Source organism: Streptomyces sp. NPDC052012 (assembly GCF_040689265.1).
Taxonomy (GTDB): Bacteria; Actinomycetota; Actinomycetes; order Streptomycetales; family Streptomycetaceae; genus Streptomyces.
This window is the reverse complement of sequence record NZ_JBFAXA010000043.1, coordinates 7,028-29,030: the sequence shown is the minus strand read 5'-3', so window position 1 is coordinate 29,030 and position 22,003 is coordinate 7,028. Positions and strand designations below refer to the sequence as shown.

7 protein-coding genes are annotated in these 22,003 nt (G+C 71.8%); 6 read left to right on the top strand and 1 reads right to left on the bottom strand.

The features are described 5' to 3' along the window. Positions 1-320, bottom strand: a 320-nt coding sequence (locus AB0412_RS35310; protein ID WP_366406716.1) for a methylmalonyl-CoA mutase family protein, incomplete at its 3' end; no start/stop codon positions are given. A gap of 747 nt (positions 321-1,067) precedes the next feature. Between AB0412_RS35310 and AB0412_RS35305 the strand changes: the two genes are divergently transcribed. The 6 genes from AB0412_RS35305 to AB0412_RS35280 all read left to right on the top strand — a co-directional run bounded on the left by AB0412_RS35305 (position 1,068) and on the right by AB0412_RS35280 (position 21,991). After that, positions 1,068-1,697, top strand: a complete 630-nt coding sequence (locus AB0412_RS35305; protein WP_366406715.1) for a sigma-70 family RNA polymerase sigma factor — start codon at positions 1,068-1,070, stop codon at positions 1,695-1,697. Positions 1,698-1,895: 198 nt separating this feature from the next. Then, a complete protein-coding gene (locus AB0412_RS35300) occupies positions 1,896-2,114 on the top strand; it encodes a hypothetical protein (RefSeq protein WP_366406714.1) in 219 nt (72 codons plus the stop codon). Between the two features lie 182 nt (positions 2,115-2,296). Then, positions 2,297-3,787 (top strand): DHA2 family efflux MFS transporter permease subunit, encoded by a 1,491-nt coding sequence (locus tag AB0412_RS35295; protein ID WP_366406713.1) that lies wholly within the window; start codon positions 2,297-2,299, stop codon positions 3,785-3,787. 127 nt (positions 3,788-3,914) lie between these two features. Continuing rightward, the gene (locus tag AB0412_RS35290) at positions 3,915-4,676 is read left to right on the top strand and encodes an alpha/beta fold hydrolase (protein ID WP_366406712.1); all 762 of its coding nucleotides are present in this window, start codon (positions 3,915-3,917) and stop codon (positions 4,674-4,676) included. A gap of 78 nt (positions 4,677-4,754) precedes the next feature. Then, positions 4,755-11,258, top strand: coding sequence for an SDR family NAD(P)-dependent oxidoreductase (locus AB0412_RS35285; RefSeq protein ID WP_366406711.1), 6,504 nt, complete (start codon positions 4,755-4,757; stop codon positions 11,256-11,258). Further along, a complete protein-coding gene (locus tag AB0412_RS35280) occupies positions 11,255-21,991 on the top strand; it encodes an SDR family NAD(P)-dependent oxidoreductase (RefSeq protein WP_366406710.1) in 10,737 nt (3,578 codons plus the stop codon). Before AB0412_RS35285 ends, AB0412_RS35280 begins: the two co-directional genes overlap by 4 nt. The last annotated feature ends 12 nt before the right edge of the window (positions 21,992-22,003 follow it).

The following is a 22,003-nucleotide window of genomic DNA, read 5'->3' as shown; positions in this document are numbered from 1 at the left end:
CCCACCTTGCCGACCTCACCGTGCGCGATCGGCGCATCGGAGTCATGCCCCATCTGCGTGGGCAGATCGAACGCCACCGACAACCCCGTCGTGCCGTTGGCGATCAGCTGCTTGTACCGGGCGTTGGACTCCGCCGCCGTACCGAAGCCGGCGTACTGCCGCATCGTCCACGGACGGCCGGTGTACATCGACGGGTACACGCCCCGTGTGAACGGGTACGCCCCCGGCTCGCCCAGCTTCCGTGCCGGGTCCCAGCCCTGGAGCATCTCCGGACCGTAGACCGGTGCGACGGGAATTCCCGACTCAGAGTTGCGCGCCATGGTGCCTCGCCTCCATGGATGTTCCTCCGTTGGATGATCTCGGTGTCTGTGTCCCGGCCTGCCTGAAGCCGAGCAGCGAAGAGTGCTGTGTGCCGCAGAAGATGGCGGGCGGCACTCGGTGGGGGTGAGGGGGGCGGGGGGCCCTGGCGACCGTGAGCAGGAATTTCTTCACCGGCCGGCGCCTGTGGAATTCGGTGCTCCGCAATTCCGTACAGGAAATAGTTCCGCGAATGGACAATAGAAGGCGGCGATCGTGCCAGTCAACTGCTGTCCGGGATCCGACATATTTCCGCGTAGTTACTTGTCGGGAAACAAGCTCGGTGCAGTACAAGATTGAACAAGTGCGGAGAGTTGAATCTTCGTCAGCTTTGACTTGGTTGAATGATGAAATGAACCGGTCATGACTCTGTGAGGAAGACCGCATCGCGGCTTTGCGGAATGCGGAATTCCTCCCCGGTGCGGAGCGGGAGCGGCAGGTCGCGGGCGTATTCGGCCCGTGTGGCCGGCTGTTGCCGTCGGCTGCTGAACTCCAGTAGGCCACTGGGGCGTTGGCGGGGATCCTTTGACTGGATCCGGACTCTTCGACATACTTCTTCGCGAGGTCGGCTGGTTCGCAAGTTCGATGAACGAACAGGTAAGCAACGGGGGAACCACCACGGGTCCGGCTGCGTCACCTGAATCCGGGAAGCGCTGCGGTCGGGCTCGGTCCTGGGCGTTTCTGCCGGGAAATCGAAATACGGGGGACATGTGCTTACGCCTACGCTCAATGAGCTCGTAGACGACTGTATAGCCGGAAATCAGGACAGTTGGAACCGCATCGTAGAGCGCTACACACCACTGATATGGGCGATCGCCCGGGGCCACCGGCTGAGCGCGGCCGACAGTGAGGACGTCAGCCAGACCACCTGGATGAGGGTCATCCAGCACCTCGGCAAGCTCCGCGATCCCGAGAAGCTGGCCCAGTGGATCGCGGTCTCGGCCCGCCGGGAGAGCCTCAAGCTCATCGAGAAGTCCGGGCGCAGCGTGCCCGTCGGCGACTCACCGATCTTCGACCGCTCCGAGCCGTCGGAGAACCACCCGGAGGAGCGGGCGCTCGCCAAGGAGCGCGACGACGAGGTGCTGCTCGCGTACTGTGCGCTCTCGCCGAAGTGCCAGGCGCTGCTCGGCCTGCTGGTGACCGACCCGCCGATGTCCTACGACGAGATCAGCGCCACCCTGGGCGTGCCGCGGGGCTCCATCGGCCCCAACCGCTCCCGGTGCCTTGCCCACTTGAGGAAGCTGCTGCAGCAGGAGACGGAGCGGTCGGAGCGGTCGGCCGACCTGCTCAAGGCGATCACGCGCTCCGGTCTGCGGACGTTCGCGCTGGACCAGCGCTGATCCGCCGGACACCGCCGGCCCGCGCGCCGCGGTGAGAAGGACATGGCCGGCGCCCTGCCCCGCGGGTTCCACGCGGGGCAGGGCGCCGGCTCTGCTTGTGCTCAAGTGGCGCACGAGTACTCGGTATTGCCCTGTGTTAAATCCACGTATAGCCTAGGTCTCCATTTACTGGCGATCTAACGGCGAAAGGTGGGTGGCATGAACGAATCGGGCAAGGAAAACGCGGCGGAATCGGACGACGAAACGCTGGCCAGGCTCGCCGGCGCTGTCGGACAGCCGTCACCCGGCACGCTGGACCGCGCCAAGGCGCTCTTTGCGTTCGTGACCGACGACGTCCAGGAGCCGAGTGCCGAGTCCGCGCCCGCCGAGGAGCCGACGCCCGTCGTCGCGAAGGGCACGGCGGCGCACCTCTCCTGACGGCCGGCGGCCCACGACCGCCCTACCGATGATGTGACCCTCGCCACAATCCACGGGGAAACGCGGCCCCCTTGTATCCCGAGCGGATGCGGCCGGATCCATGGACATGGCAAAGGGACACGCCCTGCTCTGGCGGGAGCACGCAGCGGTCCCGTCCGTCGCAATCGTCGGGAAGGAATCCCGTGGCCGCTGAACGCAACCCATGGTCGGCCCTAGGGGCGCTGATCGTGGGGTTCTCCCTCATCGTGCTGGACATGACCGTGGTGGCGGTCGCCAACCCCGTGATCATGGAGGGGCTGGAGGCCGGTGTCTCCGAAGTCATCTGGGTGACCAGCGCCTACCTGCTCACCTATGCGGCACCCCTGCTGTTCACCGGCCGGCTCGGGGACCGCTTCGGCGCGAAGAACGTCTACGTGGCCGGCCTGGTCGTGTTCACGCTCGCCTCGCTGTGGTGCGGCATGGCGCAGAGCATCGAGATGCTCATCGCGGCGCGCGCCGTCCAGGGCCTCGGTGCCGCGCTGATGACACCCCAGACGATGGCGATGATCACCCAGATCTTCCCCGCCGAGAAGCGCGGAGCCGCCATGGGCGTGTGGGGCGGATCCGCCGGTGTCTCCATGCTGCTCGGCCCCGTCGTCGGCGGTCTGCTGGTCGACTCGGCCGGCTGGGAGTGGATCTTCCTGATCAATCTGCCGATCGGCGTCATCGCCCTCGTCCTGGCGCTGAAGCTGCTGCCGTCCCTGCCGACCAAACGCCAGGCCGTCGACCCGCTCGGCATCCTGCTGTCCTGCGGAGGCATGTTCCTGCTCGTCTACGGACTGCAGGAGGGCAACAACAAGGACTGGTCGGCCGGCATCTGGCTGACCATCGCCGCGGGGCTGGCCGTGCTCGCCCTGTTCGTCGTCACCCAGGCCCGCAGCAAGGGCGAACCCCTCCTGCTCCTCAGCCTGTTCCGCGACCGCAACTTCGCGCTGGCGAACATCGGCATCGCCGCCATGGGTGCCGCGGTGACCGCGATGACCGTGCCCTCCTATTTCTATCTGCAGGGCGTTCAAGGCCTTTCCTCCATGGAGTCGGCACTGGTCTTCGCCCCGCTCGCCATCCTCACCGGAGTCTTCTCGCCGGTCATCGGCAAACTCTCCGACAAATCCCACCCGCGCACCTTCACGACCATCGGTTTCATACTGTTCGCCCTCACGATCGTCGCCTACAGCGTGCTGATGCGGGAGCCGGATTCCCCGCTGTGGATGTTCTGCGTCACGGCCGCCGTCACCGGCGTCGCCAACGGCATGGCCTGGGGTCCCCTGGGCGCCATCGCCACCCGCAACCTCCCCGTGCACCAGTCCGGTGCCGGCTCCGGCATCTACAACACCAACCGCCAGTTGGGCGCCGTCCTCGGCAGCGCCGCTGTCGGAGCGCTGTTCGCCAACCGCATCGAGGCCCACCTGCCGGGCATCGCGGGCGGCGGGGCCCACTTCGAGGGCAGCGCGTCCGCGGTGCCCAGCGCGGTGCACGAGCCCTACAGCACCGCCCTCAGCCAGACGGGCCTCCTGCCGGCCGCCTTCCTGCTGCTCGGCGCGATCGCCTCCGTCCTGTTCGTCGCCTTCCCACAGCGGCCGGCGGACCAGGAGGCCGAGGAACCGGCCCTGCAGACCGTGGACGACATTCGCTGAGACCGGCCGCCGCCCGAGGCGCGCCGCGGCTCCACGGCCTCACGGCCGCCGCGCGCCCGCTTTCCCGTACGGCAGCGCATTCCCGACCCGGGGCGGACCGCCGTCCGCCCCGGCGGAGAGGTAGGACATGACCACACAAGAAGAATTCGACCTGTGGATCCGCAGGCTCGGCACCACGGACCACCCCAAAGCCAGACTGATCTGCTTCCCCCACGCCGGCGGTTCGGCGAACTTCTACTTCCGGTTCGCCCGCGCATTCACCGACCTGGACGTCTACGGCGTCCAGTACCCCGGCCGGCAGGACCGCCGCAGGGAACCCTTCCGCAACAGCATCCCGGAACTCGCCGACGAGATCGCCGGACACCTCGCCGAATGGAACGACCTGCCGGTCGTCCTCCTGGGAAACAGCATGGGCGCGCTCGTCGCCTTCGAAGTGGCCTTCCGCCTCGAATCCCTGGGAAACCCCCCGCTGTCCCTCTTCGCCTGCGGCCGCGTCGCACCCACCCTCCGCAAGGACGAAGGCACCCACCTCAAGGGCCAGGACGCCTTCCTGCGCGAAATGGAGCTGCTCGGCGGCATGGGCCACGAGCTGCTGCAGGACGACGAGATCCTCGACCTCGTGCTGCCGCCCATGCGCGCCGATTACCGGCTCGCGGAAACCTACCGCGCCGCCCCCGGAACACGGATCTCCGCGCCGATCCACGTCCACATCGGAAAAGCCGATCCCAAGGTGAACGAACCCGAAGCGGACCAGTGGAGGCTCAGCACCACCGGCGAGTTCACGCTGGACGCCCACGACGGCGGCCACTTCTTCTTCACCGACAACGCGGAACGCCTCGTCGCCGCCGTCGACCACTGTGTGGAAAACGCCGAAAGTCTTTCTCGCTAGCTGTATCCAGGCGAGCCACCGCGGGATCAGAAACAGCGACCACATGGTTGGACATGAGCCCGAAGGTGGGGGAAAAGCATGGCCCTCGAGAAGCACGACGTCGTCGGAGCCCTGCGCAAGTCGCTGAAGGAGACCGAGCGGCTGCGGCGGCAGAACCAGCAGCTGCTCGACCAGGCCGGCGAGCCCTTGGCGATCGTGGGCATGAGCTGCCGCTACCCGGGCGGTGTGACCTCACCGGACAGCCTGTGGTCACTCGTCGCCGAGGGACGCACGGGACTCTCCGAGTTCCCCGACGACCGCGGCTGGGACCTGGACAACCTCTACGACCCCGACCCCGACCATCCCGGCACCGCCTACACCCGGCACGGCGGATTCCTCGACGGCATGGCCGAGTTCGACGCGGAGTTCTTCGGCATCAGCCCGCGCGAGGCCCTGGCCATGGACCCGCAGCAGCGCCTGCTCCTCGAAGGCGCCTGGGAGGCCCTCGAGGACGCGGGCATCGACCCCCTGACGCTCAAGGGCAGCGACACCGGCGTCTTCTGCGGGCTGATGTTCTCCGACTACCAGTTCGTCGCCAGCCAGAGCGACCGGCGACCGGAGATCGAGGGCTACCTCTCCATCGCCTCCTCGCCCAGCGTGGCCTCCGGCCGCATCAGCTACACCTTCGGGTTCGAAGGGCCCGCCGTCACGGTCGACACCGTCTGCTCGTCCTCCCTCGTGGCCATCGACGTCGCCGCCAAGTCCCTGCGCGCCAAGGAGTGCTCGCTCGCCGTCGTCGGCGGAGCCACGACCCTCGCCCGCCCCCTCGCCTTCGTCGAGTTCAGCCGCCAGCGCGCACTGTCCCCCGACGGGCGCTGCAAGGCGTACGCGGCGGCAGCCGACGGCGTCGGCTGGGCCGAGGGCATGGGCCTGCTCGTCCTGGAACGGCTCTCCGACGCCCGCCGCAACGGGCGCCGCATCCTCGGCCTGATCCGCGGCACGGCCGTCAATCAGGACGGCGCGAGCAACGGCCTGACCGCGCCCAACGGCCCCTCCCAGGAGCGGGTGATCCGGCAGGCCCTCGCCAGCGCCGGGCTGTCCCCGGCCGACGTGGACGCCGTCGAGGGCCACGGCACGGGAACCCCGCTCGGCGACCCGATCGAGGCCGAGGCACTGCTCGCCACCTACGGCCAGAACCGCCGGGGCGGCCCGCTGTACCTCGGCTCGATCAAGTCGAACTTCGGCCACACCCAGGCCGCCGCCGGCGTGGCGGGCGTCATCAAGATGGTCATGGCGATGCGCCACGAGACCCTGCCGCCCACCCTGCACGTCGACGCTCCGTCCCCGCACGTCGACTGGGCCTCGGGCGAAGTCGAGCTGCTGACCGAGGCCCGCCCCTGGCCCGCGGGTGAACGGATCCGCCGGGCCGGGGTGTCCTCCTTCGGCGTGAGCGGCACCAACGCCCACGTCATCCTGGAGGAAGCCCCCCAGCAGGACGCAGCCCCGGCGCACACCCCGAACCGGCCGGCCGGGGACTCCGGCACCGGCCCCCGGCCCCCGGTGCTCCTTCCGCTGTCCGCCCGCAGCGACGCCGCCCTGCGCGACATGGCCGACCGCCTGCGCGCCCACATGATCCGCCGGCCGGAACTCGACCACCTCGACATCGGCTACGCCCAGGCGACCAGCCGCGCCCACCTCGAACGCCGAGCCGTGATCGTCGCCGCCGACCGGGGCGCCCTGCTGACCGGCCTGAGCAACCTGAGCACCGCCGAGCCGGCCGCGAACATCGCCGAGAGCCCGGTCGTCGGCTCGGCCGTGAAGCCGGTGTTCGTGTTCCCGGGGCAGGGGGCGCAGTGGGTCGGTATGGCGGTGGACCTCCTCGACAGCGCGCCGGTGTTCGCGGCGGAGATCGCCGCGTGTGGACAGGCGCTGGGCGAGTTCGTCGACTGGGGTCTGGAGGACGTCCTGCGTTCCGCGCCCGGTGCGCCCTCCCTGGACCGGGTCGATGTGGTGCAGCCGGCGCTGTTCGCGGTGATGGTGGGTCTGGCGGCGTTGTGGCGGTCGTACGGGGTGGAGCCGTCGGCGGTCGTGGGTCACTCGCAGGGTGAGATCGCCGCGGCGTATGTGGCCGGTGGTCTGTCGCTGCGGGATGCGGCGCGGGTCGTGGCGGTGCGCAGTCAGTTGGTGCGGGACCGGCTGGCCGGGCTGGGCGGGATGATGTCGGTCGCGCTGCCGGTGGAGCGGGCCGAGGAGCTGATCGGCCCGTTCGGGGGCCGGGTGTCGGTCGCGGCGGTCAATGGTCCGGCGGCCGTGATCGTCGCTGGTGACGCAGACGCGTTGGACGAGGTGCTGGCGGTCTGTGAGCGCGAGGGTGTCCGTGCCCGCCGGGTGAGGGTGGACTACGCGTCGCACACCGCGCACGTCGAGGCGATCGAGGCGGATCTGCTGGCGGCCCTGGCTCCGGTGGAGCCCGTGTCGGGCAGTGTGCCGTTCTACTCGACCGTCACGGGCGGTTTCCTGGACACGGCGTCGCTGGACGCCGGTTACTGGTACCGCAACCTGCGCGGGCAGGTCGGCTTCGAGCCGGCCATCCGCGCCCTCGTCGACAAGGGCATGGGCTGCTTCGTCGAGGTGTCGCCCCACCCGGTGCTGACGATGGCGGTCGACGAGTCCGTCGAGGCGCAGGACGCGGCCGGCCGGGTCGCGGTGGTCGGCTCGCTGCGCCGCGACGAGGGCGGACCGGCCCGGTTCCTGCTCTCCCTCGGCCAGGCGCACGCCGCCGGCGTGAGGATCGACTGGGAGGCGGTGTACGCGGACTCCGGCGCCCGGCGCGTCGACCTGCCCACCTACGCCTTCCAGCGGGAGAAGTACTGGCTGACGCCCAAGGCACAGGGCGGCGACGTCACCGCGGCCGGACTCGACCGCACCCGGCACCCGGTCCTCGCGGCGGCCGTGCGGCTCGGCGAACGCGACGAGTGGGTCTTCACCGCACGCCTGGCCACCGACGACCAGCCGTGGATCCGCGACCACGTGGTGCTGGGCACCGTGGTCGTACCCGGCACCGCGCTCGTCGAACTCGTCCTCGCCGCGGCCGGCCACGTGGGCTGCGAACTCCTCGACGAACTGATCCTCGAGGCACCGCTGACCCTCGACGAGGGCTCCGCCCGCCACCTCCGCGTCACCGTCGGCGCACCCGACGACGAGGGACACCGCGACGTCGCGATCCACTCCCTGCCCGAGGCCCAGGCCGAGTCCGACGACGCCCGGCAGGTCGTCCGGCACGCCCGCGGACGGCTCGCCCCCGAGGCCGCGCCCGGCACCCCCTTCCCCGCCCACTGGCCGCCGATCGCGGCCGTCGAGACCTCCGCCGACGCCCTCTACGAGCGGCTCGCCGACCTCGGACTCGACTACGGCCCCCTGTTCCAGGGCGTGCAGACCGTGTGGCGCAGCGGTTCCGAGGTGTACGCCGAGGTGGCCCTGCCGGAGAGCACCGTCGTCGACGGCTTCGCCGTCCACCCGGCACTGTTCGACTCCGCGCTGCACGCCACCATGGTGGACAAGGACGCCGGTTCCGCCCCCGACCTGCCCTTCTCCTGGTCCGGGGTGCGATACGGACGCCCCGCCTCCCACCGGGCCCGCGTGCGCGTCGCCCCCGCCGGCGAGTCCGCCTTCCGCATCGACGTCGCCGACGAGAACGGTGAACTGATCGTCGCCGTCGACCGGCTCGCCGTACGCCCCGTGGACCCGGCCTCCCTCACCGGCGCCACGGACGGGCAGAACACCCTGTTCCGGCTGGAGTGGGCGCCCGTCACCGGCACCACGTCGCAGGCCCGCGTCGCCGTCCTCGGTGACCTGGACGCGCCGGGCGAGCGCTACGCCGACCTGTCCGCCCTGGAGACCGCCCTCTCCGAAGGCGCACCGGGCGTCGACGTCGTCCTCGCCGCCATCGACACCCCGGCCGCGGACCACCCCGCCCACGCCGCGCACACCGTCGCCGAGCACACCCTCGCCCTGGCCCAGCGGTGGCTGGCCAGCGAATGGCTGGGCGCGGCCACCCTGGTCGCCGTGACCCGCGACGCCGTCGCCGTCGGCGCCGAGTCCGTCGACCCCGCCCAGGCACCGGCCTGGGGACTGCTGCGCAGCGCGCAGACCGAGCATCCCGGCCGCTTCGTCCTGGTCGACACCGACGGCGGCCCCCAGCCCGACTGGACCGCCCTCGTCGACCTGGACGAACCCCAGCTGGCCGTGCGCGGCGGTGCCCTGCTCGCCCCCCGGCTGGCCCGAGCGGCGGCCGAACCGCAGGGCAGGACGTGGCGCCTCGCCAGCACCCAGAAGGGCTCCCTGGACAACCTCGCCGTCGTGCCGTCCGACGGCGACCGCCCGCTGGGCGTCGGCGAGGTCCGCGTCTCCGTACGGGCCGCCGGGCTCAACTTCCGCGACGTGCTCATCGCCCTCGGCATGTACCCCGGCGACGCGCCCCTCGGCAGCGAGGCGGCCGGCGTCGTCCTGGAGGTCGGCTCCGCCGTCACCGACCTCCAGCCCGGCGACCGGGTGTTCGGCCTGGTGATGGACGCCTTCGGCCCCGTCGCCGTCGCCGACCGCAAGACCGTCACCCGCATCCCGGACCACCTCACCTTCACCGAGGCGGCGGCCATCCCCGTCGTCTACCTCACGGCCTACTACGGCCTGGTCGACCTCGCCGGCCTCGAAGCCGGCGAGAAACTCCTCGTGCACGCCGCCGCCGGAGGCGTCGGCATGGCCGCCGTGCAACTCGCCCACCACTTCGGCGCCGAGGTCTACGCCACCGCCAGCCCGGCCAAGTGGGACGCCGTACGCGCCCTGGGCGTCCCGGCGGAACGCATCGCCTCCTCCCGCGACCTCGGATTCCGCGACGCCCTCCACACGGCCACCGAAGGCGGCGGCGTGGACGTCGTACTGAACTCCCTGGCGGGGGAGTTCGTCGACGCGTCCCTGGAACTGCTGCCGGACGGCGGCCGCTTCATCGAGATGGGCAAGACCGACCTGCGCGACCCGGAGGCCGTCGCCCGCACGCACCCCGGCGTGCGCTACCGCTCCTACGACCTGCTGGAAGCCGGTCCCGACCGCATCCAGCAGATGCTCGTCGAGATCGCCCGCCTCTTCGCGCACGGCACGCTGACCCCGTCACCGATCCGCGCCTGGGACGTACGACGCGGCGCCGAGGCCTTCCGCCACCTGCGCGAGGGCCGCAACACCGGCAAGGTCGTCCTCACCGTACCGGCGCCCCTCGACCCCGACGGCACGGTCCTCATCACCGGCGGCACCGGCGGCCTCGGCGCCCTGTTCGCCCGCCACCTCGTCACCCGGCACGGCGCACGCCACCTGCTGCTGGTCAGCCGGCGCGGCCCCGCCGCCGACGGCGCCGCCGAACTCGTCGCCGACCTCGAGTCCCTCGGCGCGCAGGCCCGCGTCGCCGCCTGCGACGTGGCCGACCGCGACCAGCTCGCCGCGCTGCTCGACACCCTCGACCGGCCGCTCACCGCCGTCCTCCACACGGCCGGCGTGCTCGCCGACAGCGTCATCGAGTCCCTGTCGCCCGAGCAGATACGGCACGTCATGCGGCCGAAGCTCGACGCGGCCTGGCACCTGCACGAACTCACCTCCCGCAGGGACCTGTCGGCGTTCGTGCTGTTCTCCTCCGCGGCGGGTCTGCTCGGCAACGCCGGCCAGGCCAACTACGCCGCCGCCAACGCAGCCGTCGACGCGCTCGCCGCGCTGCGCCGGTCGACCGGGCTGCCCGCCCTCTCCCTCGCCTGGGGCCTGTGGGCCGACTCCACCGGCATGACCGGCGAACTGGACGACACCGACCTCGCCCGCATGGAACGCTCCGGCATCGGCGCGATCTCCAGGGACCTCGGACTGGACCTGTTCGACCAGGCCCTCGGCGCGGAAGCCGACCTGCTCGCCCCCGTCCGCCTCGACCCCGGCGCCCTGCGCCACCAGGCCCGCTCCGGCCTGCTGCCCGCCCTGCTGCGCGGCCTCGTACGCACGCCCGCACGCCGCGCCGACAACGCCCGGTCACTGCAACGGCAGCTCGCCGGCGTGCCCGAGGCCGACCGCGAACAGGTCGTGCTCGACCTGGTGCGCAACCAGGCCGCCGCCGTCCTCGGCCACGCCTCCGCCGCCGCCGTCGACCCCGAACGCGCCTTCAAGGAACTCGGCTTCGACTCCCTCGCAGCAGTGGAGCTGCGCAACCGGCTCAGCCAGGCGGCCGGCCTGCGGCTGCCCGCGACGCTCGTCTTCGACCACCCCACCCCCGTCGAGGTCGCCCGGCTCGTCCTCGCCGAGGTCGGCGGCACCACCGCCGGACAGCAGCGCCGCTCGCCCCTCGACGAGGAACTCCAGCGGCTCGAGGCGTTCCTGATCGCCGTGGCCGGCGACGCACAGCAGGTGGCCGGCGCCGAGGAACGCCTGCGCTCGCTCAGCAACCGCCTGCGCACGCTGCTCGCCTCCACCGGCACCGACCACGACGACACCGACGGCGACACCGTCGAGGACGACCTCGACTTCGTCTCCGACAGCGACATGTTCGACCTGATCGACAAGGAGCTCGGATCCGCATGACCGGAACCACCCACGACGACCGGAGCGGATCCAGGAACGGCGACGACATGAGCGACGACCAGATGAGCGACAACCGCAGGGGCGATGGCCGCGGCAAGGGTGACGACAGCGTGGGCGAGGGCCGCACGGGTGACGGCCGCACGGGCGAGGACCGCACGGGCGACGAGCAGAAACTCCGGACGTACCTGCGCCGCGTGACCGCCGAACTGCGCACCGCCAACCGCAAGGTGCGGGAGCTGGAACAGCGCGACGTCGAACCCATCGCGATCGTCGGCATGAGCTGCCGCTACCCCGGCGGGGTGAACTCGCCCGAGGAACTGTGGGAGCTGGTGGCCTCCGGCGGCGACGCCATGGGCCCGTTCCCCACCGACCGCGGCTGGGACCTGGAGCGGCTCTACGACCCCGACCCGGACCGCCCGGGCAGCGCCTACGGCCGGGAAGGCGGGTTCATCGACACCGCCACCACCTTCGACGCCGACTTCTTCGGCATCAGCCCCCGCGAGGCCCTCGCCATGGACCCCACCCAGCGGCTGACGCTGGAGGCGTCCTGGGAGGCCCTGGAGAACGCCGGCATCGACCCCACCACGCTGCGGGGCAGCGACACCGGAGTCTTCGCCGGCACCGTCTCCTCCGACTACGGCCCGTCCACGCTGCCCGAGCTGGAAGGCTTCCGGGTCACCGGAACACAGAGCAGCGTCATGTCCGGCCGCGTCGCCTACAGCCTCGGCCTGGAGGGCCCCGCGGTCACCATCGACACCGCCTGCTCCGCCTCCGCCGTCGCCCTCCACCTGGCCTCCCAGGCCCTGCGCGCCGGCGAGTGCTCGCTGGCGCTCGCCGGCGGCGTCACCGTCCTCGCCGGACCCTTCCTGTTCGTCGAGTTCAGCCGCCAGCGCGGCCTGGCACGCGACGGCCGCTGCAAGGCGTACTCGGCCTCGGCGGACGGTACCGGCTTCTCCGACGGCATCGGTCTGCTCGTCCTGGAGCGGCTGTCCGACGCGCGGCGCAACGGACGCCGGATCCTCGGCCTGATCCGGGGCAGTGCGGTGAACCAGGACGGCGCGAGCAACGGCCTCACCGCGCCCAGCGGTCCGTCCCAGGAACGGGTGATCAGGCAGGCGCTGGCGAGTGCGGGGCTGAGCCCCGTGGAGGTCGACGCCGTCGAGGGGCACGGGACGGGGACCAAGCTGGGTGACCCGATCGAGGCGCAGGCGCTGCTGGCGACGTACGGGCGTGAGCGGGACGGCGATCCGCTGTGGCTGGGTTCCATCAAGTCGAACATCGGTCATACGTCGGCTGCTGCCGGCGTGGCGGGTGTGATCAAGATGGTGATGGCGATGCGGCACGGGGTGCTGCCGCCGACGCTGCATGTGGAGGAGCCGTCGCCGCATGTGGACTGGGAGTCGGGTCGCGTTGAGCTGCTGATGGAGGCGCGGGAGTGGTCAGCTCCGGAGGGGCGTCCGCGGCGGGCAGCGGTGTCGTCGTTCGGCGTGAGTGGCACGAACGCGCACCTGATTCTTGAGGAGGCACCCGCGGAGGAAGCGGCCGAGGAAGCGCCGGTCGAGGTGGTGCGTCCCGCTGGTGCGGTGCCGGTGGTGTTGTCGGCGCGGTCGGATGCGGCGTTGCGGGCGCAGGCGGTGCGGGTGCGGGAGCGGGTTGCCGCTGACCCGGACGTGTCGGTGGTGGACACGGCGTATTCGTTGGTGACTTCGCGGGCGTTGCTGGACTGGCGTGCGGTGGTCGTGGCCTCGGACCGGGACGAGCTGCTGGCGCGGCTGGCGGAGATCACCAGCGGAGAGCCTGCCGTCTCGGGGAAGTCGGCGTTCCTGTTCACGGGGCAGGGCTCGCAGCGGCCTGGGATGGGGCTGGAGCTGGCGGCTGCGTTTCCGGTATTCGAGCGGGCGCTGGTGGAGGTGTGTGCGGAGGTCGATCCGCGGCTGGGGCGTTCGCTGCGGGACCTGCTCGCGGCCGAGGACGACGTGCTGAACTCGACCGAGTTCACACAGGTGGCGCTGTTCGCCGTCGAGGTCGCCCTGTTCCGGCTCGCCGAATCGCTCGGGCTGCGCGCCGACTACCTCATCGGGCATTCGGTCGGCGAGATCGCTGCCGCCCATGTGGCCGGAGTCCTGTCGCTGGCGGATGCGGCGGAACTGGTCGTGGCGCGGGGCCGGTTGATGGGTGCGCTGCCGGCGGGTGGCGCGATGGTCGCCGTCCAGGCCGAGGAGTCCGAGGTCGCCGAGTCGCTGGCCGGGTTCGAGGGCCGGCTGGAGATCGCGGCGGTCAACGGGCCACTGGCGGTAGTGGTGTCGGGTGACGACGAGGCGGTCACGGAGTGGCTGCCGCGCTGGGAGGGCCGTAAGACGACCCGGCTGCGGGTCTCGCACGCCTTCCACTCGCCCCGCATGGAGCCCATGCTGGCCGAGTTCCGCGCGGTCGCCGAAAGGCTGACCTACGCCACGCCGCGTATCCCCGTCGTCTCCAACGTCTCCGGTGAGCCGGTCACCGTCTTCGACGCCGACTACTGGGTCCGCCACGTGCGTCAGGCGGTGCGTTTCGCCGACGGTGTCCGCACCCTGTGGGAGCTGGGGGTGCGCCGGTTCCTGGAGCTGGGTCCGGACGCGGTGCTCACCGCGATGGCCCGCCAGTGTGTCGAGGACTCCGAGGCCGCGTTCGTTCCCGCCTTGCGTGCCCGGCACAGCGAGTCGGAGACCTTCGCCGCCTTCCTGGGCCGCGCCCACATCACCGGCGCCCCCGTCGACTGGACGGCCTACTACGAAGGCACCGGAGCCCAGCGCGTCGACCTGCCCACCTACCCCTTCCAGCGTGACCGTTACTGGCTCACCCCCGGGACCGCTCCCGGCGACGTCTCGGCCGCCGGACTCATCGGCGTCGACCACCCCCTCCTCGCGGCGGCCGTGCAGGTCGGTGAGCGTGACGAATGGGTGCTTACCGGCAGCATCTCCACCGAGACGCAGCCGTGGGTGGAAGAACATCTGTTGCTCGGCACCATGGTCGTGCCCGGCACCGGGCTGGTCGAGCTGGCGCTCACCGCCGGCCGGTACACGGGCAGCCCCGTGCTCGACGAGCTGGTGCTCGAGTCACCGTTGCTGATGCGGCAGGGCGTGACCCGGCACCTCCAGGTCACCGTCGGGGAGTCCGGCCCCGACGGCCGGCGTGACGTGGCGATCTACTCACGGCCGGAGAACGGCACCGACGAGAGCGAATCCACCTGTCACGCCAGGGGCACCCTCGGCACCGAGCCCTCACCCCTCGGCGACTGGCCGGAGCAGTGGCCGCCGCAGGACGCCGAGGCGATGCCCGTCGACGAGCTCTACCAGCGGCTCGCCGAGCTCGGTTACGACTACGGCCCCCTCTTCCACGGCGTCGAAGCCGTGTGGCGCGACGGTGACGCCACCTACGCTGAGGTGACCCTGCCTGAAGGGCACGACGGCTTCGGTGTCCACCCGGCCCTCTTCGACTCCGCGCTGCAGAGCGGCGTCGTTCTCCTGACCGGAGAAACCGGAAGTGACGCGGCCGCGCACCTCATGCCGTTCAGCTGGAGCGGTGTGCGACTCGACCGCACCGGTGCCTCACGCCTGCGGGTCCGCTCCACCCTGACCGGTGACACCTCGCTGCGCCTCGATGCCGTGGACGAGGACGGAACCCCCGTGGTGTCCGTGCGCTCCCTCGTCGTACGTCCCGTGGAGCAGGAACGCATCGACAACTCGCGCGGCGACGCCCGGCAGTCCCTCTACGCCGTGGAGTGGACGCCGATCGAGACCGGGCCGAGCACCGAGGGCCGCGACATCGCCCGCATCGGTGCGGGGGAGACCCACCCTGACCTGGGCGCCTTGGAGCAGGCGCTCGCCGAAGGCACAGCCTCGCCGAGCGTGGTCGTCGCCACCGTGCCCGGCACCGGCGAGGCCGCTCCGGAGTCGGTGCACGGCACCGCTGCCCAGGCTCTGGAACTGGTGCAGCGGTGGCTGGCCAGTGAGTGGCTGGGCGAGGCCCGGCTGGTGGTCACGACCCGGGGTGCGGTCGCCGTGGGGAACGAGCCGGCCGACGGATCTCAGGCGGCGGTGTGGGGTCTGGTGCGCAGTGCGCAGTCGGAGCATCCGGGGCGGTTCGTCCTGGTGGATGTCGACGGTGACGAGCCGGACTGGGGTGCGGTGCTGGCCGTCGATGAGCCGCAACTGGCGGTGCGCGCGGGGCGGTTGCTCGCTCCGAGGCTGAAGCGGACGGCCCCTGCGGGTGACGAGGTGACCGGCTTCGACCCGGACGGCACCGTTGTGATCACGGGTGGTACGGGTGGTCTGGGCGCGGTGTTCGCCCGTCACCTGGCCGCCACGCACGGCGTACGGCACCTGCTGCTGCTCAGCCGGCGCGGCCCGGCGGCCGACGGCGCCGCCGAGCTAGTGGCGGAACTGGAGACGCTGGGCGCCCGGGCGCGGGCCGTCGCCTGCGACGTGGCCGATCGTGACCAACTCGCTGCTGTTCTGGAGTCGTTGGACCGCCCAGTGACGGCGGTGGTGCACGCGGCCGGTGTCCTCGACGACGGGGTGATCGAGTCCCTGACGCCCGGGCACATCGAGCGGGTGATGCGGCCGAAGGTGGACGCGGCCTGGCATCTGCACGAGTTGACAGCGGACGCGGAGCTGGCGGCGTTCGTCGTGTTCTCCTCGGTGGCCGCGCTGATCGGCAGTCCGGGGCAGGCCAACTACGCGGCCGCCAATGCCGCGCTCGACGCCCTCGCGGCGTCCCGGCGGGCCGCGGGACTGCCCGCGACGTCGCTCGCATGGGGCCTGTGGGACACCAGCGGCGGCATGGCGGGCGGGCTCGGTGAGGCCGACGTGGCCCGCCTGGAGCGCACCGGAGTGGGCGCGCTGTCCCAGGAACTCGGCCTTGGGCTCTTCGACCTGGCACTCGCCTCGGACGCCCCGCTGCTGGCGCCGGTCCTGCTGGAGACCCCCGCACTGCGTGCCCAGGCCAGGGCCGGTCTGCTGCCCGCGCTGCTGCGTGGCCTGGCACCGGTCCCCGCCCGGCGTGCGGACACCGGTGGTTCGCTCGCCCAGCGGCTCGCCGGCGTCGCGGAGGCCGACCGGGAGCGCCTCGTCCTGGACGCGGTGCGGGAGCAGGTCGCGTCCGTCCTCGGCCACACCTCCGCCGCCGCGATCGACACCGAACGGGCCTTCAAGGAGCTCGGGTTCGACTCGCTCAGCGCCGTCGAACTGCGCAACCGGCTCACCCAGGCCACCGGTGTACGCCTGCCCGCCACACTGATTTTCGACCACCCCACCCCGGCCGCCGTCGGACGACTCCTGCTCTCCGAGATCGGTGGCATCGCAGAAGCCCCGAGGAAGCCCGCCGGACGGCCGAAGCGGGCGACGACGGACGAACCGCTGGCCATCGTCGGCATGAGCTGCCGCTACCCGGGCGGAGTGGCCTCGCCGGAGGAGCTGTGGGAGCTGGTGGCCGGAGGCCGCGACGCCGTCGGGGGACTGCCCACGGACCGCGGCTGGGACCCCGACCTCTACGACCCCGATCCGGACCAGCCCGGGAAGATCAATACCCGTGGCGGCGCGTTCATGGAGCGCATCGGCGAGTTCGACGCGGAGTTCTTCGGGATCAGCCCGCGCGAGGCGCTGGCGATGGACCCGCAGCAGCGGATGCTCCTGGAGGCGTCCTGGGAGGCCTTCGAACACGCGGGCATCGACCCGACCTCACTGCGCGGCAGCGACACCGGAGTGTTCGCCGGCGTCGTGACCACCGACTACGGCGGTATGGCCTCCGCCGAGCTCGAGGGCCACCGGCTGACCGGCACCACCACGAGCGTGGTGTCCGGCCGGATCGCTTACACGCTGGGCCTGGAGGGGCCCGCGCTGTCCGTGGACACCGCCTGCTCCTCCTCCGCCGTCGCCCTGCATCTGGCCTCACAGGCGCTGCGCTCCGGTGAGTGCTCGCTGGCTCTGGTCGGTGGTGTGACCCTGCTGGCCGGGCCGTACCTCCTGACCGAGTTCAGCCGTCAGCGGGCGGTGTCACCGGACGGGCGCTGCAAGGCGTACTCGGCGTCGGCCGACGGCACGGGCTTCTCGGACGGTGTGGGCGTCCTCGTGGTGGAGCGGCTGTCCGACGCGCGGCGCAAGGGACACCGCATCCTGGGTCTGATCCGGGGCAGTGCGGTGAACCAGGATGGTGCGAGCAATGGGCTGACCGCGCCGAACGGTCCGTCGCAGGAGCGGGTGATCCGGCAGGCGCTCGCCAACGCCGGGTTGTCGCCGTCTGCTGTGGATGCGGTCGAGGGCCACGGCACCGGTACGAAGCTGGGTGACCCGATCGAGGCGCAGGCGCTGCTGGCGACGTACGGCCGTGAGCGGGACGGCGATCCGCTGTGGCTGGGTTCCATCAAGTCGAACATCGGTCATACGTCGGCTGCTGCCGGTGTGGCGGGTGTGATCAAGATGGTGATGGCGATGCGGCATGGGGTGCTGCCGCCGACGTTGCATGTGGATGAGCCGTCGCCGCATGTGGACTGGGAGTCGGGTGAGGTCCGGCTGCTGACGGAGGCGCGGGAGTGGCGTGCGGGCGGTGGGCGTCCGCGGCGGGCGGGTGTGTCGTCGTTCGGTGTGAGCGGGACGAACGCGCACATCATCGTGGAGGAGGCGCCGCCGGCCGAGGAAGCGCCGGTCGAGGTGGTGCGTCCCGCTGGTGCGGTGCCGGTGGTGTTGTCGGCGCGGTCGGATGCGGCTTTGCGGGCGCAGGCGGTGCGGGTGCGGGAGCGGGTGGCTGCCGACCCGGAGGTGTCGGTGGTGGACACGGCGTATTCGTTGGTGACTTCGCGGGCGTTGCTGGACCGGCGTGCGGTGGTCGTGGCGTCGGACCGGGATGAGCTGCTGGCGCGGCTGGCGGAGATCACCAGCGAAGAGCCCGCGATCGGCGGGAAGTCGGCGTTTCTGTTCACCGGTCAGGGCTCGCAGCGGCCCGGGATGGGACTCGAACTCGCCGCAAGCTTCCCCGTGTTCGAGCAGGCACTCGCCGAGGTGTGCGCGGAGGTCGATCCCCGGCTGGGGCGTTCGCTGCGGGAGCTGCTCGCGGCCGAGGGCGACGTGCTGAACTCGACCGAGTTCACACAGGTGGCGCTGTTCGCCGTCGAAGTCGCCCTGTTCCGGCTCGCCGAATCCCTCGGGCTGCACGCCGACTACCTCATCGGGCATTCGGTCGGCGAGATCGCTGCCGCGCATGTGGCCGGAGTCCTGTCGCTGGCGGATGCGGCGGAACTGGTCGTGGCGCGGGGCCGGTTGATGGGTGCGTTGCCGGCGGGTGGGGCGATGGTCGCCGTCCAGGCCGGTGAGGCTGAGGTTGCCGAGTCGCTGGCCGGGTTCGAGGGCCGGTTGGAGATCGCGGCGGTCAACGGGCCGCTGGCGGTGGTGGTGTCGGGTGACGAGGATGCGGTCATCGAGTGGCTGCCGCGGTGGGAGGGGCGTAAGACGACCCGGCTGAGGGTCTCGCACGCGTTCCACTCGCCGCGTATGGAGCCGATGCTGGCCGAGTTCCGCGCGGTCGCCGAGCGGTTGACCTACGCCACGCCGCGTATCCCGGTCGTCTCCAACGTCTCCGGTGAGCCGGTCACCGTCTTCGACGCCGACTACTGGGTGCGTCACGTGCGTCAGGCGGTGCGTTTCGCCGACGGTGTCCGCACCCTGTGGGAGCTGGGTGTGCGCAGGTTCCTGGAGCTGGGACCGGACGCGGTGCTCACCGCGATGGCCCGCCAGTGCCTGGACGACGACACCGAACCCGCTGCCTTCGTTCCCGCCCTGCGTGCCCGGCACAGCGAGTCGGAGACCTTCGCCGCCTTCCTGGGCCGCGCCCACATCACCGGCGCCCCCGTCGATTGGACGGCCTACTACGAAGGCACCGGAGCCCAGCGCGTCGACCTGCCCACCTACCCCTTCCAACGCGAGAACTTCTGGCTCTCCCGCAAGACCGGTCCCGGTGACGCCTCCGCCGCCGGTATGGACCGGATGCGGCATCCGATCCTGGCGGCGGCCGTGCAGGTGGGTGACCGTGACGAGTGGGTGTTCACCGGTGCTATGTCGCAGGAGACGCAGCCGTGGACGCGCGACCACGCCGTGTTCGGGATCGTGCTGGTGCCCGGCACCGCGATGTGCGAGATGGCGCTGACCATCGGCAGGCGGCTGGGCTGCGAGGTCGTGGACGAGATGGTCATCGCCGCGCCGCTGGTCCTGGAGGAGGGCGTGACCCGGCAGATCCGCGTCACGGTCGGCGCGGCCGGTGAGGACGGTCGCCGGGAGATCGCCTTCTTCTCCCGGATCGACGCGGGCGAGGACATGGTGACCGAGCTGACCTGCCACGCCCGTGGCTGGCTCTCCGCCAAGGCCCAGCCGCTGGAGCCGCTGCCGGTGCCGTGGCCGCCCGCCGACGCCGAGTCGCTCCCGGTGTCCGAGCTGTACACGCTGCTCAACCGGAACGCCCATCTCACCGACGCGGGCTTCGACTACGGTCCGGCCTTCCGCGCCGTACAGTCCGCGTGGCGTCGGGACGACGAGGTTCTCGTCGAGCTGGCGCTGCCCGAGGAGGCCGGCCCGGCCGACGGGTTCGCCCTGCACCCGGCGATGTTCGACTCCGCCCTGCACGGTGGGCTGGGCAGGCTCGACATGGGGGACGAGAACCCCAGCGGGCTGCCGTTCTCCTGGTCCGGCGTGCAGCTTGAACGCTTCGGTCTCACCCGGCTCCGGGTGAGGATCACACTGCCCGACCCGATGTCCCTGAAGCTCGACATCGCGGGTGAGGACGGTCTGCCGGTGGCCTGTCTGCGGCGGCTCGACGTCCGCCCGGTGGAGCAGGCGCATCTGGAGGCCGCCCGGGGCGACGGCGAACGGCACCTGTACGAGGTGGCCTGGGTGCCGGCGCCGGCCGCTGCCACCGCACGCCCCGTCGCCCTCGCGGCGATCGGCGGGTTCGGCGGGGCGGTGGACCGGTTCGCCGATCCGGCGGCGCTGGAGAAGGCCCTGGCCGACGGGACGACCCCGCCCGAGGCGGTGCTGGCCGAGGTCGGCGGCCGGGCCGGGGACGGGCCCGACGCGGCCCGGTCGGTCGCCGGTGAGGCTCTGGAGCTCGTGCAGCGCTGGCTGGCCAGTGAGCGGCTGACCGGGGCCCGGCTGGTCGTCGTTACGCGGGGCGCGGTGTCCACGCGGGACGGCGAAGCCGCCGATGCCGGGCAGGCGGCGGTGTGGGGTCTGGTGCGCAGTGCGCAGTCGGAGCATCCGGGGCGGTTCGTCCTGGTGGATGTCGACGGTGACGAGCCGGACTGGGGTGCGGTGCTGGCCGTCGATGAGCCGCAACTGGCGGTGCGTGCGGGGCGGTTGCTCGCTCCGAGGCTGAAGCGGACGGCCCCTGCGGGTGACGAGGTGACCGGCTTCGACCCGGACGGCACCGTTGTGATCACGGGTGGTACGGGTGGTCTGGGCGCGGTGTTCGCCCGTCACCTGGCCGCCACGCACGGCGTACGGCACCTGCTGCTGCTCAGCCGGCGCGGCCCGGCGGCCGACGGCGCCGCCGAGCTGGTGGCGGAACTCCGCGACCTCGGCTGTGACGCACAGGTCGCCGCGTGCGACGTGTCCGACCGGGAGCAACTGGCCGCCGTACTGCGCCAAGTCGAGCGTCCGCTGACGGCGGTGGTGCACGCGGCCGGTGTCCTCGACGACGGGGTGATCGACTCGCTGACGCCCGAGCACATCGAGCGGGTGATGCGGCCGAAGGTGGACGCGGCCTGGCATCTGCACGAGCTGACGGCCGACGCCGGTCTCTCGGCGTTCGTCGTGTTCTCCTCGGTGGCCGCGTTGATCGGCAGTCCGGGGCAGGGCAACTACGCGGCCGCCAATGCCGCGCTCGACGCCCTCGCGGCGTCCCGGCGGGCCGCGGGACTGCCCGCGACGTCGCTCGCCTGGGGCCTGTGGGACGACGCCGCCGGCATGGCGGCGCAACTGGGCCGGAACGAACGGGCCCGCCTGGAGCGGATGGGCTCCAAGGCACTCACGGCCGAGCTGGGGCTGGCACTGTTCGACCAGGCGCTCGCCTCGGACGCCGCGCTGCTGGCGCCGGTCCTGCTGGACCGGGCCGTGCTCAGGGCGCAGGCCCGGGCCGGCACCATCCCGACCGTGCTGCGCGAGCTGGCGCCGGTCGCGGCCCGGCGGGCGGACGCCCCCACCGTGTCGCTGCGTGACCAACTGGCCGGAGCCGCCGCGGGCGACCGGGAGCACATCGTCCTCGACCTCGTGCGCACCCAGGTGGCGGCCGTCCTCGGACACGCCTCGGCCGCGGCCGTCGAGCCGGACCGTGCCTTCCAGGAGATGGGCTTCGACTCGCTCGGCGCCGTCGACCTGCGCAACCGGCTCACCCAGGCCACCGGCCTGCGCCTGCCCGCCACGCTCGTCTTCGACCATCCCACGCCCGCGGAGATCGCCCGCCTGCTGCTCGCCGAACTCGGTGAGGGTGCGGCGGCCACCGAACCACCGATCGAGAAGGAACTGAAAAAGCTGGAAGACATGCTTGCCGCGATCGCCGACACCGAACGGCGCCAAGTGGCCGAGCGCCTTCGCCGCCTGCTCTCCACCGTCACCGACGACGGCGAAGCGGAGACCGCGGCCGAGCGCATTGAAGCGGCCCAATCCATGGACGAGGTCTTCCAGATGATCGACGCCGAGTTCGGCGAAGCGTGACAGGGGGCGGGG

Excerpts from the sequence above, each read along its gene's own strand:
- AB0412_RS35300 (WP_366406714.1), top strand. The coding sequence starts at position 1,896 with ATGAACGAATCGGGCAAGGAAAACGCGGCGGAATCGGACGACGAAACG.
- AB0412_RS35290 (WP_366406712.1), top strand. The coding sequence starts at position 3,915 with ATGACCACACAAGAAGAATTCGACCTGTGGATCCGCAGGCTCGGCACC.
- AB0412_RS35285 (WP_366406711.1), top strand. The coding sequence starts at position 4,755 with ATGGCCCTCGAGAAGCACGACGTCGTCGGAGCCCTGCGCAAGTCGCTG.
- AB0412_RS35280 (WP_366406710.1), top strand. The coding sequence starts at position 11,255 with ATGACCGGAACCACCCACGACGACCGGAGCGGATCCAGGAACGGCGAC.